The 18,086-nt window shown below is 54.0% G+C and carries 12 protein-coding genes; 10 read left to right on the forward strand and 2 right to left on the reverse strand.

Going from position 1 to position 18,086, the window contains the following annotated elements; translation table 11 throughout:
* Nucleotides 1-54 precede the first annotated feature (54 nt).
* Nucleotides 55-1,440 (reverse strand): amino acid permease, encoded by a 1,386-nt coding sequence (locus ACMHYW_RS12990; protein WP_414500287.1) that lies wholly within the window; start codon nt 1,438-1,440, stop codon nt 55-57.
* A gap of 273 nt (nt 1,441-1,713) precedes the next feature.
* Nucleotides 1,714-2,934, reverse strand: coding sequence for a methionine adenosyltransferase (metK, locus tag ACMHYW_RS12995; protein WP_414500288.1), 1,221 nt, complete (start codon nt 2,932-2,934; stop codon nt 1,714-1,716).
* 356 nt (nt 2,935-3,290) lie between these two features.
* On the opposite strand from metK, the gene tkt reads away from it, so the two are divergent.
* The 10 genes from tkt to ACMHYW_RS13045 all read left to right on the forward strand — a co-directional run bounded on the left by tkt (nt 3,291) and on the right by ACMHYW_RS13045 (nt 18,028).
* The gene (tkt, locus tag ACMHYW_RS13000; RefSeq protein ID WP_414500289.1) at nt 3,291-5,282 is read left to right on the forward strand and encodes a transketolase; all 1,992 of its coding nucleotides are present in this window, start codon (nt 3,291-3,293) and stop codon (nt 5,280-5,282) included.
* 229 nt (nt 5,283-5,511) lie between these two features.
* Entirely contained in the window at nt 5,512-6,675 is a 1,164-nt protein-coding gene (locus ACMHYW_RS13005; RefSeq protein WP_027704293.1) for a phosphoglycerate kinase, read from the forward strand.
* Between the two features lie 234 nt (nt 6,676-6,909).
* Nucleotides 6,910-7,044: a 50S ribosomal protein L34 gene (gene rpmH, locus ACMHYW_RS13010; protein ID WP_027704294.1), complete on the forward strand. Its 135-nt coding sequence runs from the start codon at nt 6,910-6,912 to the stop codon at nt 7,042-7,044.
* 11 nt (nt 7,045-7,055) lie between these two features.
* A complete protein-coding gene (rnpA, locus tag ACMHYW_RS13015; protein ID WP_414500290.1) occupies nt 7,056-7,451 on the forward strand; it encodes a ribonuclease P protein component in 396 nt (131 codons plus the stop codon).
* A gap of 143 nt (nt 7,452-7,594) precedes the next feature.
* Nucleotides 7,595-9,226 carry a membrane protein insertase YidC gene (gene yidC / locus ACMHYW_RS13020; RefSeq protein ID WP_414500291.1) on the forward strand — a complete coding sequence of 544 codons (1,632 nt, stop codon included), beginning with the start codon at nt 7,595-7,597 and terminating at the stop codon, nt 9,224-9,226.
* Between the two features lie 138 nt (nt 9,227-9,364).
* Nucleotides 9,365-10,741: a tRNA uridine-5-carboxymethylaminomethyl(34) synthesis GTPase MnmE gene (gene mnmE / locus ACMHYW_RS13025; RefSeq protein WP_414500292.1), complete on the forward strand. Its 1,377-nt coding sequence runs from the start codon at nt 9,365-9,367 to the stop codon at nt 10,739-10,741.
* Nucleotides 10,742-10,965: 224 nt separating this feature from the next.
* Nucleotides 10,966-12,525 (forward strand): type I restriction-modification system subunit M, encoded by a 1,560-nt coding sequence (locus tag ACMHYW_RS13030; RefSeq protein WP_414500293.1) that lies wholly within the window; start codon nt 10,966-10,968, stop codon nt 12,523-12,525.
* Complete coding sequence (locus ACMHYW_RS13035; RefSeq protein ID WP_414500294.1) at nt 12,522-13,790, forward strand: restriction endonuclease subunit S; 1,269 nt, start codon at nt 12,522-12,524, stop codon at nt 13,788-13,790. The genes ACMHYW_RS13030 and ACMHYW_RS13035 overlap by 4 nt, the downstream gene beginning before the upstream one ends.
* Before the next feature lies 1 nt (nt 13,791).
* Nucleotides 13,792-14,934 carry an AAA family ATPase gene (locus ACMHYW_RS13040; protein ID WP_414500295.1) on the forward strand — a complete coding sequence of 381 codons (1,143 nt, stop codon included), beginning with the start codon at nt 13,792-13,794 and terminating at the stop codon, nt 14,932-14,934.
* The gene (locus ACMHYW_RS13045; protein WP_414500296.1) at nt 14,927-18,028 is read left to right on the forward strand and encodes a type I restriction endonuclease subunit R; all 3,102 of its coding nucleotides are present in this window, start codon (nt 14,927-14,929) and stop codon (nt 18,026-18,028) included. Before ACMHYW_RS13040 ends, ACMHYW_RS13045 begins: the two co-directional genes overlap by 8 nt.
* The last annotated feature ends 58 nt before the right edge of the window (nt 18,029-18,086 follow it).

Below are 18,086 nucleotides of genomic sequence, written 5' to 3' on the forward strand. Positions count from 1 at the left end.
TCCGTTGTTATGGGTGACTCTCAGGAGCACGCCTGCGAGCGACTGCGTTCCGCGTCAGGCGCGGCGCAGTTTCGAGTGTCGACGTGAGTAGCCAAAATAGATGACGAACCCGATCAGCAGCCAAATACCGAAGGCAATCCAGGTCAGCTGCGTCAGGCTACAAATCAGAACGACACTAATGATGATCGACAGAAGCGGTACGAACGGCGAGAGCGGGACGCGGAACGGGCGCTTCAGATGACGTTGTGTACGGCGAAGAATCGGGATGGCAGCCGCAATGATGATAAAGGCCAGCAGTGTTCCCATGCAGATCAGCTCGGTCAGCACCTGAAGGGGCAACAGACCGGCCATCAGCGCGGAACACGTTCCCAGCAGCCACGTGGACCAAATCGGCACCTGACGATGATTGACGGTCGACAGGAACTTGGGCAGCAAGCCATCGCGGGAAATCGCGAACACCAGACGCGCAATGCCGTAGCCCATTACCATCACCATCGACGCCATGCCGAAGATGGCCGCCAGCAGCACTAGCTCCGCCAGCCATTGGATGTCAGCTCGCTGCAACACCAGCGCCAGCGGGCTATCACTGCCGCGGAAGTCCATGAACGGTACGATCCCCGTTGCGACCGCAGAAACGCCCACATACAGCAAAATGCAAATCACCAGTGAACCCAGCAGACCAATAGGCAGATCGCGCTGTGGATTCTTCACCTCTTCGGCGGCCGAAGACACGACGTCAAACCCGAGGAACGAGAAGATGACAATGGCTGCACCGCTGACGACACCGCCCATTCCCATTGGCATGTAAGGCGTCCAATTGGTCGGTTCGACGTGCCAGATGCCCACCGCAATGAACAACACGATAACCGCAACCTTGATCAGCACCATCAGGTTGCTGATGCGTTTGGATTCGCGCACGCCCAACGACAGCAGTGCAGTCGCAAGCATGACGATCGCGAAGGCCGGCAGGTTGAAGAAGGTCATATGCCCTTCTTGCGCCCCCGGCGCTGCCGTCAGCGCGACAGGCAGATGAACGCCGATCGTGGACAGGAACGTCTGAAAATAACCTGACCAGCCCACCGCCATCGAAGAGGCGGCCAGTCCGTACTCAGCGATAAGACTCCAGCCTGTCACCCATGCAACGATTTCCCCAATCGCAGCATAGGCGTAGGTATAGGTAGAACCAGCAACCGGAATCATGGCCGTAAATTCGGCATAGCACAGCGCAGCTAGCGCACAGGCAACGCCCGCGGCAAGGAAGGACAGTGTGATGCCCGGGCCGGCGCTCAGCGCCGCACGTCCCAACACCACGAAGATGCCCGTTCCCACCATGGCCGCCAGTCCCATCATCACCAGATCGGTGGCCCCCATGACCTTGCGCAAAGGGCCTGGGGCGCTCGTCACCATGGCATCGATATTCTTGCGTCTGAAAAGATTCATGACTCTCTCATTGCAGGGCTTTCAATAAAGGCAGGAGACGCATCATACAGGATGAACACTACCTTTTCGGTAAAAGATGAGTGATACGTCGTGCGACTTCGAGATGCAGTATGACGCAGTACGCAGCGCGCGGCATCTCCTTGACCGTCGTCAACGAACACACGACGCCAGCCGTATCGTATAGAAAATAGGTGAAACAGAAGGGAAACAAGACGACAGCGCCCGAGTATGGCTACTCGGGCGCTGTTCGGGTGACGCTAGGCGACGTTTGACTCAGATGCCTGCGGCTTTGCGCAGATCAGCGGCTTTGTCGGTTTTCTCCCACGGGAATGCCGTGAAGGTTTCGACGTGCTGCTGGCCTTGAGTGTCGGTCCACTCATAGCGGTGTTCGAACGGTTCACGTCCGAAGTGACCATAAGAAGCGGTCAGCTGGTACATCGGGTGCAACAGGTCGAGCATCTTAGTGATGCCGTACGGACGCAGGTCGAAGTGCTCACGTACCAGCTCGACGATACGGCTGTCGCTGATGCGGCCCGTGCCGAAGGTGTTGACGGAGATGGACGTCGGTTCTGCGACACCGATGGCGTAGGAGACCTGGATTTCGCATTTATCCGCCAGACCCGCCGCCACGATGTTCTTCGCGACATAGCGGCCAGCGTAAGCAGCGCTGCGGTCAACCTTAGACGGATCCTTACCGGAGAACGCACCACCACCGTGACGCGCCATACCACCGTAAGTATCAACGATGATCTTGCGGCCAGTCAGACCACAGTCGCCCACCGGGCCACCAATGACGAAGTTGCCGGTCGGGTTGATGTGGAAGCGGGTGTCTTTGGTGATCCATTCTGCCGGCAGTACATCGCGGATAATCAGCTCTTCCACGGCCTGACGCAGTTTTTCCTGAGACACGTTTTCATCATGCTGAGTGGACAGCACGACCGCTTCGACCGCTTCCGGCTCGCCTTTGGCGTTGTAGCGGAAGGTCAGCTGGCTTTTCGCGTCCGGACGCAACCATGGCAGCGTGCCATCCTTGCGCAGCTCGGCCTGACGTTCTACCAGTCGGTGTGCGTAATGGATCGGCGCAGGCATCAGCGAAGAGGTTTCGTTGGTGGCATAGCCGAACATCAGCCCTTGATCACCGGCACCCTGATCTTCGGGGCGGCTACGGTCGACGCCCTGAGCGATATCGACGCTCTGCTTGCCGATCAGGTTGATGACACCGCACGTTGCGCCGTCGAAACCGACCTGAGACGAGGTATAACCGATATCGAGAATCACGTTACGAACCAAGTCTTCCAGGTCAACCCATGCGCTTGTGGTGATCTCGCCTGCCACTATCGCCACGCCAGTCTTGACCAGCGTTTCACACGCAACACGTGCCTGCTTGTCACGTGCAATCAAGGCGTCCAGTACCGCGTCAGAAATCTGATCCGCGATCTTGTCGGGATGCCCTTCGGATACAGATTCCGAAGTAAAGAGGTAGGAGTCGCTCATTACGTGTCTACCCTCATAGTTGTTGGCTCATGAGAGGCCGGGAGGGGGACCTTCCGGTCATGGGGACAGTGTTCGCCAGGATTTTCGCCCCAACTTATTGTGAGCGCTGGTATTACAGACTCTCGCCAAGACAAGCACCCTGTGTGGCAAGCGAACAGCTTAGCAGTGTACATGGCCTTTACAGACGTGCCTAGCACTGCCGTTAGTGATAGGAATTGCCATCCAGGCGTGGCGTTTTGTTCGGAATAAGGGTACGTTTTCATGTAGGACGACCCCTCTCATCACGACTGTTATGATGACAGCCTTGTGATTCTTACGCTCAAACGGTCGCCGACATCTCAGGAGTCTTGAACCTCATGCCATCCCGACGTCAGCTCGCCAACGCCATAAGGGCGCTGTCCATGGACGCCGTGCAAGCCGCCAATTCAGGTCACCCAGGTATGCCTATGGGCATGGCCGACATTGCCGAAGTCTTGTGGAATCGTCACATCAAACACAACCCTGCGAATCCGCAGTGGGTTGATCGTGACCGATTTATTCTGTCCAACGGTCATGGGTCGATGCTGCTTTATTCCGTGCTGCATCTCACCGGCTATGATCTGCCCATGGAAGAACTGCGTCAGTTTAGGCAGTTGGGGTCCAAAACCCCCGGCCACCCAGAGCACGGTCTGACGGTCGGTATCGAAACGACGACAGGACCACTTGGACAAGGGCTTGCCAACGGTATCGGTATGGCCATTGCCGAACGTGCATTGGCCGCAGAATTCAATCGTGACGGTCACGACATCATTGATCACCGTGTCTGGACCTTCGTCGGCGATGGCTGCCTGATGGAAGGCATCAGCCACGAAGTCTGTTCGCTGGCCGGTACACTCGGCCTCGGCAAGCTGACCGTGTTCTACGATGACAACGGCATTTCCATCGACGGCGATGTGAAAGGCTGGTTCACCGATGACACCGTCAAGCGCTTCGAGTCCTACAACTGGCACGTGATCGGACCGATCGACGGTCACGACCCTGAAGCCATCGACGCGGCCATCGAAGCCGCCAAGGCCGAGACAGAACGCCCGTCACTGATCATCTGCAAGACCGTGATCGGCTTCGGTGCTCCCACCAAAGCAGGCAAGGAAACCTCCCACGGCGCACCGCTGGGCGAGGAAGAAGTTGCCCGCGCCCGTGAAATTCTGGGTTGGGAACATGCGCCGTTCGAAATTCCCGACGACATCTATGCTGCCTGGGATGCCCGTGAGCGTGGTGCATTGCTTCAGGCCGAGCATGATGCTCGCATGGCCGCCTATGCGCGCCAGTATCCTGAAGAAGCCCGCGAGCTGCAGCGCCGCTACCGTGGCGACCTGCCGGAAGGCTTCGATACGATGGCCGTCGTACGTAACGTACAGGCTCGCGGTGAGAAAATCGCAACCCGCAAGGCCTCTCAGAACGTACTCGACCTGATCGGCCCAATGATGCCCGAACTGTTCGGCGGTAGCGCCGACCTCGCACCGTCCAACCTTACTAAATGGGAAGGCGTGAAGGCGATCAGTAAGGACAGTCATGGCGGCGCGTACTTGCACTACGGTGTACGTGAATTCGGTATGGGGGCGATCGCCAACGGTATCGCACTGCACGGCGGATTCATCCCCTATGACGCCACGTTCCTGGTGTTCATGGAGTACATGTACAACGCACTGCGCATGTCGGCACTGACGCACACCCGCATCGTGCACCTGTTCACCCACGACTCCATCGGTCTGGGTGAAGATGGCCCAACCCACCAGCCCATCGAACACCTCGAAGCGCTGCGCGCCCTGCCGGGCTTCCATACTTGGCGCCCAGCCGATGCGGCCGAAACCGCCATGGCATGGATGGAAGCGCTCAAGCACCGCTACGGACCGACTGCGCTGGCCCTGTCCCGCCAGGGACTGCCCATGCAGCCGCGTACCGACGAGCAGCTGATGAACATCGCGCGCGGTGGCTACATTCTGCGTGACAGCGAAGGCGAACCTGAACTGATCATCATCGCGACCGGTTCCGAAGTTGAACTGGCCGTGCGCGCCGCTGCTGAACTGGAAGCCAAGGGCCGCCGCGTCCGCGTCGTGTCCATGCCGTGCACCAGCATGTTTGATGCACAGGATGCAGACTACCGTGAACAGGTACTGCCGCGGCATATCACCCAGCGTCTGGCCGTCGAAGCGGCGTCCATCAATGGCTGGTACAAATATGTCGGGCTGGATGGCCGCATTATTGGCATGACAGCGTACGGCGAATCGGCCAAGCCGGAAGATCTGGCGCGTCTGTTCGGCTTCACCGTCGAGAACGTCGTGAAGGTCGCTGAAGAGATGCTGTCTTGAGGGAAACGCTCGACACGCGTACCCTTCTGTTGCCCCATCGTTTTTGAGTCAATTTGTAGCAGGTGGGGGTGGGACAGGTTCCGTATACTGAGCCCACGGTGTGGACGCCCTGACGACGGCGTCCACCAACAAGACAAGCTTCCATTGGCAAGCTGCGGCATCAAGTAGTTGCGGCGACTTGCCGAAAAACCTTGCTGTTTCCAATCTCATACATGCAGGAGCTATTGCCATGACAGTGCGCAAGATGTCCGAGCTGGACCTCAAAGGAAAACGCGTCCTGATCCGTGAAGACCTGAACGTTCCGGTCAAAGACGGTCGTGTCACTTCTGACGCGCGTATTCGCGCAAGCCTCAAAACCATCAAAATGGCCCACGACGCTGGCGCCAAACTGATGCTGATGAGCCACCTGGGCCGCCCGACTGAAGGCGAACCGGATGAAGCTTCTTCCATGGCACCGGTTGCTAACCGCCTGAGCGAACTGCTCGGCGTTCAGGTTCGTCTGGAAAAAGACTACCTCGACAAAAAAGTCGAACTGAACGATGGCGACATCGTCCTGTTCGAAAACGTTCGCTTCAACAAAGGCGAGAAAAAAGACGATGAAGCGCTGGCCAAGAAATACGCTAGCCAGTGTGACATCTTCGTCATGGACGCTTTCGGTACCGCTCACCGCGCCCAAGCTTCTACTCATGGCGTAGCTCGTTTCGCGCCTGAAGCCGTTGCAGGTCCGCTGCTCGAATCCGAGCTGGACGCTCTGCACAAAGCGCTGGCTGAACCGAAACGCCCGATGGTGGCTATCGTTGGTGGTTCCAAAGTATCCACCAAACTGGAAGTGCTGAACGCGCTGTCCGAAAAATGCGACGCCATCATCGTCGGCGGTGGTATTGCCAACACCTTCATCGCAGCGGCTGGCCACAACGTGGGCAAATCCCTGTACGAAGCTGATCTGGTCGATGCTGCTAAGAACCTGATGGGCAAAGTCAACATCCCGGTACCGGTCGATGTTGTCGTAGCCAAAGAGTTCTCCGACAAAGCCGAAGCAACTGTCAAAGACGTTGCCGACGTTGCTGATGACGACCTGATTCTGGACGTAGGTCCGAAAACGGCCGCTACTTTCGCTGACGCTCTGAAAAGCGCTGGCACCATCCTGTGGAACGGTCCGGTCGGCGTATTCGAAATCGACCAGTTCGCAGAAGGTACCAAAGCACTGTCCAAAGCGATTGCAGAAAGCAAAGCGTTCTCCATCGCAGGTGGTGGTGACACGCTGGCCGCTATCGACAAATACGGCATTGCAGACCAAGTGTCTTACATTTCTACTGGCGGCGGCGCATTCCTTGAATACGTCGAAGGCAAAGTTCTTCCGGCTGTAAAAGCACTGGAAGACGCAGCCAAGTAATTGCTGCCTAAGGGATTCCAAGCTTGGCTTGGGGTCCCTTGCCCTGCTGCCCATCGGCTCTACCGATGGGCAGCTTGCATCGGCAGGTGATAATTTTGATGTGTCCATGACACAACAGGAATTGCACCTGTGGCGGGGATTCTCTAAAATCGCCGCTCTTGACAGCCCGTGTCATTCCCTGTTTGAGGGAAGCCGAGCTGACTCGACATCCTTCTACAACAGGAATTCGATCCAATGAAACGTACTTTCCAGCCCAGCGTTCTGAAACGCAAACGTAACCACGGTTTCCGTGCTCGCATGGCTACCATGCGTGGCCGTCAGGTTCTGGCACGTCGTCGTGCCAAAGGCCGCAAACGCCTGAGCGCCTGATCATTATCGGCATGGGCGGTTCGACACCGACCTTCGGTTTTCCGCGTGAACTGCGTATTCTCAGCAGCCGCGAATACCGCCATGTCTTTGACAGTGCGTGCTTCAAGGTGCACGGCAAGGGTCTTCTGGCCCTGGCCTGCCCCAATGATGTGGGGCACGTACGCGTCGGTCTGGTATTCAGCAAGAAGAATGCACGTCGCGCAGTGGATCGTAATCTGCTGAAGCGATTGACGCGCGAGTCAATTCGACTGCAGCAGCATCGGCTGCCCGCGGTCGACATAGTCGTTCTGTCTAGACGTGGCGTTCTTGAGCTGGATCGCCAGACCCTCGCACGTCAACTGCATGGTATGTGGCGACGTCTTGAAAAGGACGTGAAGCGCGCAGTCGACGCCAAGACTTCTGCCTGACGGCCCGGTGCCGACGGGCTTTCTTGCGTTGTGCCCAGCGGAAGCCGCCGGAACAGCGACTGTCTTGATAACCCTCATGGCGTTCGTGCCTGTACGTCAGGCATCACGTTGATACGACACTCTATTCCACCGAGTTTTCCCTCATGGACGTGAAACGCATCATCCTGCTCATTCCACTGGCGATCGTAGCGTACCTGCTCGTCATCAAGTGGAACGAGGACACTCCCCAGTCGCAGGCACCTCAAAGTGTCCTGACGGCCACCCAGAGCGATGCCCAGCAGCCTGACGACGTGACACAGGCCCCCGCGACCGCCTCCGAACTTCCTGCTGCCGATAACGCCCGCGCGGCCAATTCGTCAGCACTCGTCAGCGTGAACACCGACGTTCTCAACGTTCGGATCAATCCGAACGACGGCGCTATCGTGTACGCCGCTCTGCCGCAGCAGAAAGCCCAGCTGCATGGCGAAGAACCGTTCGTGCTGATGTCGACAAGCAGCTCTATGTACTACGTGGCTCAGTCGAACGTCTTCGTTGATGGCCAGTATCGTCTGACCCTCGCGGCCGACCGCACCGACTACCGCCTTGAAGATGGCCAGAACCAGCTGGTCGTCGATCTGCACGGCACGCTCAACGGCGTAGACGTCATCAAGCGCTTCACGTTCACTCGTGGTGACTATGCCGTGAAGCAGGACATCCTGCTGAACAACCAGAACAGCCACGCGGTCGATGCACGCGTCGTCAACGAGCTGGTCCGCGACCAGAGCGCCGATCCGACCAGTTCCAGCAAAGGCATTGGCGGCATCCACTCCTATCTGGGTGCTATCTTCTCGTCTCCTAATGCACGTGCGCAGAAAGTCAGCCTGAGCAACATCAAGGATGGCAAATTCGGCGGCATCACGTCAGCCGAAGGCTGGGCGGCTATGAGCCAGCACTACTTCTTGGCCGCACTGGTTCCGCAGGCGCAGGACGTCGTGACCTACAAAGCGTCGATGGACTCTCGCCAACGCGCTCACGTCAGCTACGAAACGCCGGATGCGACCATCCAAGCGGGCCAGCAGCTCGACCTTTCTGCCCAGATCTACATGGGACCGAAAGAGAAGGCACAGCTCGAAAAGGTCTCCCCTTACCTGTCGAAGACCATCGACTACGGCTGGCTGTGGTTCCTCGCCTCTCCGCTGTTCTGGCTGCTGACCAAGATCCACAGCGTCATCGGCAACTGGGGCTGGTCCATCGTGCTGCTGACCTGCGTGGTCAAGGCGATCCTGCTGCCGCTGTCTGCGAAAGCGTACCGTTCCATGGCCAAGATGCGTAAGCTCGGTCCGGAAATGGCGCGCATCAAAGAACAGTACGGCAACGAGCGTCAGCAGATGTCCCAGAAGATGATGGAGTTCTACCAGAAAGAGAAGATCAACCCGCTGGGTGGGTGTCTCCCGATGGTCATCCAGATGCCGGTCTTCTTGGCGCTGTACTGGATGCTTTCCGAGTCCATCGAACTGCGTCATGCACCGTTCATGCTGTGGATCCATGACCTCTCGGCACAGGACCCGTACTTCATCCTGCCGATCATCATGGGGATCTCCATGTTCCTGCAACAGATGCTGAACCCGGCACCGCCGGACCCGATGCAGGCCAAGGTGATGCGCATGCTGCCGGTCATCTTTACCTTCTTCTTCCTGTGGTTCCCGGCAGGTCTGGTCATCTACTGGATCACCAACAACCTGTTGTCGATTGCCCAGCAGTACTTCATCACGAAGCAGATCGAGAGCAAGCTCTGATCTGACCGACTGCAAGCATGAAGACCTTCGGCCCTGCATTCGCGTGCGGGGCCGTTGTCGTCTGTGGCAACATGTTCACTCATTTCTGGCGCTGGCCCACTGCGGGCGAGCGCTTCGCTTCACGACGGGATTTCTTCCATGGCTGCCTTCGACAACTTGTCCAACGACACCATCACAGCACTGGCAACGGCTCCGGGACGCGGCGGCGTCGGCATCGTACGCGTCTCTGGGCCTCGTGCAGGCGAGATCGCGGAAAAGATGCTGGGGTTCTCCCCCCGCCCCCGCCACGCCCATCACACGCCGTTTCTGAGCGATGACGGGCAAGTGCTGGATGAAGGCATCGCGCTATACTTCCCCGGCCCTAATTCGTTCACGGGCGAAGACGTGTTCGAACTGCAAGGCCACGGCGGTCCGGTCATCATGGACTGGTTGATTGAATGCACCCTGCGCCTTGGCGCACGGCTCGCCAATCCCGGCGAGTTCTCCGAACGCGCCTTCCTCAACGACAAACTCGATCTGGCCCAGGCCGAAGCCATCAGCGACCTGATCGAAGCCAGCTCGCGCGCGGCAGCCAGCAATGCCATGCGCTCACTGCAAGGCGAGTTCTCAAAGCGCGTGACCGCGCTGGTACAGGAGCTGATCGGCCTGCGCACTTATGTCGAAGCCGCGATCGACTTCCCCGAAGAAGAAGTCGACTTTCTGGCCGACGGCGAAGTGGCGGCACGGCTGGCGGCCGTACAAGCCAACCTCGCCAACGTGAAGGCCTCCGCCGCACAGGGCGCACTGATGCGCGACGGTATGAGCGTCGTCATCGCTGGTCGCCCTAACGCGGGCAAATCAAGCCTGCTGAACGTACTGACTGAACGCGATAGTGCCATCGTCACCGATATCGCTGGCACCACCCGCGACGTGCTGCGCGAGCATATCCACCTTGATGGCATGCCGCTGCACGTGATCGACACCGCAGGACTGCGCGACACCCCCGATGCCGTCGAACAGATCGGCGTTCAGCGCGCGTGGAGCGAAATCGAAAAGGCCGACCGCGTACTGTTAATGGTCGACGCCCGCGATACTGCCGAGCTTGAGCCGATGAAGATCTGGCCCGAGTTTGTCTCGCGCCTGCCCGACCCCAGCCGCTTGACGCTAGTGCGCAACAAGGTCGACCTGACCAGCGAAGGCACGGATGCTGATTTATCCACAACCCCTCCGGTGATTCGTATTTCCGCCGCCACGCAAGCCGGTGTGGATAACTTGAAGCAGCACCTCAAAGACGTGATGGGACTGGACAGCACCGCCGAAGGACTGTTCTCCGCCCGCCGCCGCCATCTGGACGCACTCGCACGCGCCGAGGAAGCGCTAGAGAACGGCGCAGCACAGCTGCATGGCGCGATGGCAGGGGAACTGCTGGCAGAAGATTTGCGCGCGGCACAGCAGGCACTGGGCGAGATTACGGGCGAGTTCACTGCCGATGATTTGTTAGGTGAGATTTTTGGGAGTTTTTGTATTGGGAAGTGAAGTAAGACCTCACTGTTGCACACTCTGAGTTGATGGCGAATTAAGAACTAACTTCGCCACAACATAATACTCAGGTGCTCAGCTAGCCAAACATCATGCTTACTGGTCAACGGGCACAGATATCAAAATATCCTGTTAACGCATCAGGAAAAGCAACAATCCATTTTTTTAGTTCACGCCCTATGCTTGAACTAAGCCAGATAAATTGAGATAGGAATAACGCTATGAGCAGCACCCAACAACGTGATGCCTTACAGCGACAGATTTGGCAGATCGCCAACGACGTACGAGGCGCAGTCGATGGCTGGGACTTCAAGCACTTTGTCCTTGGTGCTTTGTTCTATCGTTTCATCAGCGAGAACTTCGTTGACTACATGAATGGCGGCGATAGTGCGGCCGATTACGCGGGGATGAGAGATGATGACCCAATAATAGCCGCAGCCAAAGACGACGCTATCAAGACCAAAGGTTATTTCATCGCGCCCAGCCAATTGTTCAGCAATGTGGTCGCTAAAGCCAGCACCAACGATAGTCTAAACACTGATTTGGCGCGTATTTTCGCTGCCATTGAGAGATCGGCCAGCGGCTACGCCTCCGAGCAGGATATCAAAGGCCTGTTTGCGGACTTTGACACCACAAGTAACCGCCTAGGCAGTACCGTTGCCGACAAAAACAAGCGCTTGGCAGATGTGCTTAAGGGTGTGAACAAGCTGGAATTTGGCGGTTTCGATACCAGTCATATTGATCTGTTCGGCGACGCCTACGAATATCTCATTTCCAACTATGCGGCGAATGCAGGTAAGTCGGGCGGAGAATTTTTTACTCCTCAACAGGTATCCAAGCTGATCGCCCAGCTGGCGATGCACAAGCAGACCAGCATCAATAAAATCTATGACCCAGCGTGCGGCTCCGGCTCACTATTGCTGCAAGCCCAAAAGCAGTTCGACAAGCACATCATCGAAGACGGGTTCTACGGCCAGGAAATCAACCACACCACGTATAACCTAGCGCGGATGAATATGTTCCTGCACAACATTAACTATGACAAGTTCGACATCCAGCTAGGTGACACGTTGCGCAATCCGCATTTTGGTGACGACAAGCCCTTCGATGCCATCGTTTCCAATCCACCCTACTCAGTGAAGTGGATCGGCAGCGACGACCCAACGTTGATTAATGATGACCGCTTTGCCCCTGCCGGAGTGCTGCCACCCAAGTCGAAGGCAGACTTTGCCTTCGTGCTCCATGCACTCAGCTACCTTTCAGCTAAAGGCCGTGCAGCTATCGTCTGCTTCCCAGGTATATTTTATCGTGGCGGCGCCGAGAAAAAGATCCGCCAATACTTAGTGGACAACAACTATGTGGAAACCGTGATATCACTGGCGCCCAATTTGTTTTTCGGTACCACTATTGCCGTGAACATTCTGGTGCTGTCCAAACACAAACAGGACACCACCACCCAATTCATCGACGCCAGCGCACTGTTCAAAAAGGGCGCTAATAACAACCTGCTGGAAGATGCACACATAGAACAGATCGTACAGGCGTTCGATAGCAAGAAGAATATTGCACACTTCGCGCAATCGGTGCCGCTGGAAAACGTGGCCGCCAATGATTACAACCTATCCGTCAGCAGTTATGTCGTGGCTGAAGACACTCGCGAAGTGGTAGATATTGCAAAACTCAATGCCGAGCTGAAAATCACCGTCGCCAAAATCGACCAGCTGCGCAAAGACATTGACGCCATCGTTGCTGAGATCGAAGGTGGGGAGGTTAAGGCATGAGCCGGGTTGAAAAATTGATTTTAGAGCTTTGTCCGGAGGGAGTAGAGTTCAAAGCACTTGGTGAGATTGGAGAAATTTTTGGTGGCTTGACTGGAAAATCTAAAGCAGATTTTTCAGATGGGAACAATCGCTTTATATCGTATAAAAATGTATTCAATAATATTGCTGTAAATATTGAAGCAAAAGACTTCGTCAAGATTGAAGGCGGAGAACGTCAGCGTCAACTTCAGCGAGGCGACATTCTCTTTACCGGTTCCTCCGAAACTGCCAAGGAGGTTGGTATTTCCTCTGTAGTGACGGCGGAAATTAAAGAGCCACTATACCTCAACAGCTTCTGCATCGGATATCGATTAAATGATGCCAAACGCCTTGAGCCAGGATTCTCCAAATATCTTTTTCGCTCCGAAGAAGTGCGTAAGCAACTCATACGTACTGCAAACGGAGTAACGCGATTCAATGTTTCCAAAGCTCGACTTGCTCAAGTCAAGATTCCCATACCGCCGCTTGAAGTACAACTCGAAATCAAGAGAGTACTAGATACTTTCACCGAGCTGACCGCTGAGCTGACCGCTGAGCTGACCGCTCGCAAAAAACAATACAATTACTATCGCGACCAGTTGTTGAGTTTTGGAGAGGGGGATGTTGAATGGAAGACGTTGGGAGACGTTACAAAAAAATGGTACTCGGGCGGCACACCAACAGCTGGCAACCCAGAGTATTACGATGGCGGTGATATTCCTTGGCTCAGAACTCAAGAGGTGAAGTTTTCCGATATAAAAACTACAAAAGTAAAAATCACTCAGGCTGCTATAAAAAACTCGGCGGCAAAGTGGATTCCTGCCAATTGTGTAATTATAGCAATATCTGGAGCAACTGCAGGAAGATCAGCGATTAACAAAATACCGCTAACAACAAATCAGCACTGCGGCTGCTTGGAGATTGATGGCACCAAGGCCCTATATCGCTATGTCTTCCACTGGGTAAGTTTTAACTATGAAAATATTAAGTCACTAGGCCAAGGGGCTAGAGGCGACCTAAATTCAAGCATCGTCAAGAGTTTCAAGCTTCCTCTGCCCTACGCAAACGAACCTGAAAAATCCCTGGCAGAGCAAGCACGCATCGTCGCCATTCTCGATAAATTCGATGCGCTGACCAACTCCATGAACGAAGGCTTACCCCGCGAAATTGAACTGCGCCAGAAACAATATGAGTATTACCGAGATCTGCTGCTGAGCTTTCCCAAGCCGGAAGCAGTAGGGGCATAACATGGGCAAAACGCTGACCGAAATCGCCAAACAACTAAAAGATGCCAACAAGAAGGTACAGCTTATCTACGCTTTCAATGGTACAGGAAAAACGCGCTTGTCACGTGAATTCAAGCAGCTGATTGCGCCTAAAGCCGATGGTAGCGAAGGCGAGGATGAAGCCGGTACCTCCGAAGTATCACGCAATAAGATATTGTATTACAACGCGTTCACCGAAGACCTGTTCTATTGGGATAACGACCTGGCACTGGATGCGCAGCCTCGGCTGCGCATCCAGCCCAATTCTTTCACGGATTGGTTGCTCACCATACTTCGTGATATGGGGCAGGACGGCAACATCATCCAACATTTCCAGCACTACACGAATGACAAGCTGACCCCGAATTTCAATGAGGACTTTTCAGAGGTCACTTTCTCGCTTGCACGGGGGGATGACGATAGCTCCAAAAAACTAAAGATTTCTAAAGGCGAAGAGAGCTGTTTCATCTGGAGCATCTTTTATACCCTGCTCGATCAGGTCATTAGCACACGCAATATTCCAGAGCCTGAAGACCGCGAAACACAAGAATTTGATCAATTAGAGTATATATTCATTGACGATCCGGTCAGCTCGCTTGATGAAAACCATTTGATCGAACTGGCCGTCAACCTGGCCAGCTTGATCAAATCGAGCGAGTCCAATCTGAAGTTCATTGTCTCGACGCACAGCCCTCTGTTCTATAACGTACTTTTTAATGAGCTAAAGGGGAAGACTTGCTACATGCTGGAACGGTTTGAAGACGGCAATTTTACCCTCACCGAAAAATACGGCGACTCCAACAAAAATTTTTCCTATCACCTGCATCTCAAACACACCATTGAGCAGGCTATTGTTGATAACAAAATTGAGCGGTTTCATTTTACTTTGCTACGCAATTTATACGAGAAAACAGCCAGCTTTCTCGGTTATAGAAATTGGTCTGCACTGCTGCCTGATGACCAGCAGCTCTATCTAGGCAGAATCCTTAACTTCACCAGCCACAGCACGCTATCGAACGAAACAGCCGCCGGGCCAACGCCTGCCGAGAAGGCGATGATCAAACGGTTACTTGATCACCTAAAGAGCAGCCACCGCTTCTGGCAAGAGGAAGGACAAAATGATTGAGTACAGCAAAACCATCGCCGAAACTAATAAATTTATTGTTCTGGATACTTATAATAAGGAATGGAAGGTTGCTGAAAGCTACCAGAGTGAGAGCGATCTGGAGCGCGAGTTCGTCCAAGACCTAGTCAATCAAGGCTATGAGCATCTTACTGAACTAAGGACAATGCCGGCGCTGCTGGCCAATGCGCGCATGCAGTTGCAGGCACTTAACAGCGTTGATTTTTCTGATGATGAGTGGGCGCGCTTCGTGGAAGGCTGGCTGGACAAACCCAGCGACAGCATCGCCGACAAAACCCGCAAGGTTCACGACGATCATGTGCACGACTTCGTGTTCGATGATGGGCGCATCCAAAATATCTATTTGTTTGATAAAAATAAACTGGCCCGCAACAAGGTACAGGTTATCAAGCAATTCAAGCAAGCAGGCAGCCACGCTAATCGCTATGATGTGACGATGCTGGTGAATGGCCTACCACTGGTGCAGGTAGAGCTGAAGAAGCGTGGCGTGGCCATCCGTGAAGCGTTCAATCAGGTGCACCGTTACAGCAAAGAGAGCTTTAACACCGAGCACTCCCTATTCAAGTATCTACAGCTGTTCGTTATCTCCAACGGCACTGACACGCGCTACTTTGCCAACACGACGCAGCGCAACAAAAACAGTTTTGACTTCACTATGAACTGGGCCAAAGCCGATAACAGCCCGATCAAGGACTTAAAAGACTTCACTGCGACCTTTTTTCAGAAACATACCTTACTCAATGTGCTGCTGACTTATTCAGTATTCGACGTCAGTAATACGCTGCTCGTCATGCGGCCTTATCAGATTGCGGCCACCGAACGCATCTTGTGGAAAGTTCGAAGCGCCTATCAAGCCAAGCATTGGAGCAGCACTGAGGGCGGCGGCTATATCTGGCACACTACTGGCTCCGGCAAGACACTAACCAGTTTCAAAGCGGCACGCTTGGCTACTGAATTGGAGTTCATCGACAAGGTGTTCTTCGTGGTGGACCGTAAGGATCTGGATTACCAGACCATGAAGGAATACCAACGCTTTTCGCCAGACAGCGTAAACGGCTCGGACAGTACGGCGGGGCTGAAACGCAACTTGGACAAAAATGACAACAAAATCATCGTTACGACTATCCAAAAGCTCAACAACCTGATGAAGAGCGAAAACGACTTGCCGATCTATGGCAAGCAGGTTGTTTTCATCTTCGATGAATGCCATCGCAGCCAATTTGGCGAGGCACAAAAAAACCTAAAAAGAAAATTCAAAAAGTTTTACCAGTTTGGCTTTACTGGCACGCCAATTTTCCCGCAAAACGCCTTAGGTGCAGATACCACTGCCAGTGTGTTTGGTCGCGAGTTGCATTCCTACGTCATCACTGATGCTATCCGGGATGAAAAAGTGCTCAAATTCAAAGTGGACTACAACGATGTACGTCCGCAGTTTAAAGCACTCGAGACCGAGCAGGATGAGAAAAAGCTCAGTGCGGCAGAAAACAGGCAGGCCTTGCTACACCCTGATCGCATCCGCGAAATTTCGCAGTATGTTCTAAGCCATTTCCAGCAGAAAACCCATCGCATGCAGGTAGGTGGCAAAGGCTTCAATGCCATGTTTGCCGTAAGCAGCGTGGATGCTGCCAAGCTGTATTACGAGTCTTTTAAAAAATTGCAGCAAAATAGCGACAACCCTTTGAAAGTCGCTACTATATTCTCATTCTCTGCCAACGAAGAACAGGATGCTATTGGTGATATTGCGGATGAAAGCTTTGAAGTTTCCGCCATGGACAGTAGCGCTAAGGAGTTCTTAAATGCAGTCATTGCTGACTATAACGCACAATTCAACAGCAATTTCGGCGTAGACAGTAAGGGCTTCCAGAACTATTACCGCGACCTAGCGAAACGCGTGAAAGATCAGGACATCGACCTGCTGATCGTAGTGGGCATGTTCCTCACTGGCTTTGACGCACCAACGCTTAACACGCTGTTCGTTGACAAAAACCTGCGCTACCACGGCCTGATACAGGCCTACTCGCGCACCAATCGCATTTATGGAGCAACAAAAACGTTTGGCAACATCGTTACCTTCCGCGATCTGGAACAGGCGACCATTGATGCCATCACCTTATTCGGTGAAAACAACACCCGAAATGTGGTGCTGGAAAAAAGCTACAAAGACTATATGGAAGGCTTCACCGATGTAAATTCTGGTGAAGCACGGCGTGGTTTTGTGGATGTGGTAACGGAGCTGGAGCAGCGCTTTCCTGATCCGACTGACATTGTTAGAGAACTCGACAAGAAAGCCTTCGCAAAGTTATTTGGCGAATTCTTGCGCGTGGAAAACGTGCTGCAGAACTATGATGAATTTGCCAGTCTAAAAGACTTACAAAACATCGATATAAATGATCCTCAGGCCGTAGAAAATTTCAAAGCACAGCATTACCTAAGTGATGAAGAGCTGGACGCGTTACAGACCATTCATGTTATTCCTGAGCGCAAAATTCAAGACTATCGCTCAGCCTATAATGATATCCGCGACTGGCTACGACGTGAGAAAGCAGGCAAAGAACAAGATCAGTCTAGCATCGACTGGGATGACGTAGTGTTCGAAGTAGACCTGCTCAAGTCGCAAGAAATCAACCTCGATTATATTTTGGAATTGATTTTCGAGAAGAATAAGAAAACTAAAGACAAGGTAGCTCTAGTCGAGGATGTACGCAGAGTAATCCGCGCAAGCTTGGGCAACCGTGCCAAAGAAAGTCTGGTAGTGGATTTTATCAACCAGACCGACCTTGATCAGCTTGGTGACAAAGCCAGCGTGATTGACGCGTTCTTCACTTTTGCCCAAGCAGAGCAGCAACGCGAGGCGCAGGAGTTAATTGATGATGAGGCGCTAAACGCAGAAGCCGCTAGACGGTATATCACCGCCTCATTAAAGCGCGAATTCGCGAGTGAGAACGGCACCGAACTTACTGCTCTTTTGCCAAGGATGAGCCCGCTCAACCCAGAATATCTGACTAAAAAGCAATACGTTTTCCAGAGAATCGCTGCGTTTGTCGAAAAATTCAAAGGGGTCGGTGGGCACGTTTAACAAGCCAGAGCTATAACTAACTGAATTATATGATCAATGTTGTAGAACAAGGACTGTG

The organism is Zymobacter sp. IVIA_12111.31 C1, from assembly GCF_047495495.1.
In the GTDB taxonomy this organism is placed as follows: Bacteria; Pseudomonadota; Gammaproteobacteria; order Pseudomonadales; family Halomonadaceae; genus Zymobacter.

Excerpts from the sequence above, each read along its gene's own strand:
- ACMHYW_RS12990 (WP_414500287.1), bottom strand. The coding sequence starts at position 1,440 with ATGAATCTTTTCAGACGCAAGAATATCGATGCCATGGTGACGAGCGCC.
- metK (WP_414500288.1), bottom strand. The coding sequence starts at position 2,934 with ATGAGCGACTCCTACCTCTTTACTTCGGAATCTGTATCCGAAGGGCAT.
- tkt (WP_414500289.1), top strand. The coding sequence starts at position 3,291 with ATGCCATCCCGACGTCAGCTCGCCAACGCCATAAGGGCGCTGTCCATG.
- ACMHYW_RS13005 (WP_027704293.1), top strand. The coding sequence starts at position 5,512 with ATGACAGTGCGCAAGATGTCCGAGCTGGACCTCAAAGGAAAACGCGTC.
- rpmH (WP_027704294.1), top strand. The coding sequence starts at position 6,910 with ATGAAACGTACTTTCCAGCCCAGCGTTCTGAAACGCAAACGTAACCAC.
- rnpA (WP_414500290.1), top strand. The coding sequence starts at position 7,056 with ATGGGCGGTTCGACACCGACCTTCGGTTTTCCGCGTGAACTGCGTATT.
- yidC (WP_414500291.1), top strand. The coding sequence starts at position 7,595 with ATGGACGTGAAACGCATCATCCTGCTCATTCCACTGGCGATCGTAGCG.
- mnmE (WP_414500292.1), top strand. The coding sequence starts at position 9,365 with ATGGCTGCCTTCGACAACTTGTCCAACGACACCATCACAGCACTGGCA.
- ACMHYW_RS13030 (WP_414500293.1), top strand. The coding sequence starts at position 10,966 with ATGAGCAGCACCCAACAACGTGATGCCTTACAGCGACAGATTTGGCAG.
- ACMHYW_RS13035 (WP_414500294.1), top strand. The coding sequence starts at position 12,522 with ATGAGCCGGGTTGAAAAATTGATTTTAGAGCTTTGTCCGGAGGGAGTA.
- ACMHYW_RS13040 (WP_414500295.1), top strand. The coding sequence starts at position 13,792 with ATGGGCAAAACGCTGACCGAAATCGCCAAACAACTAAAAGATGCCAAC.
- ACMHYW_RS13045 (WP_414500296.1), top strand. The coding sequence starts at position 14,927 with ATGATTGAGTACAGCAAAACCATCGCCGAAACTAATAAATTTATTGTT.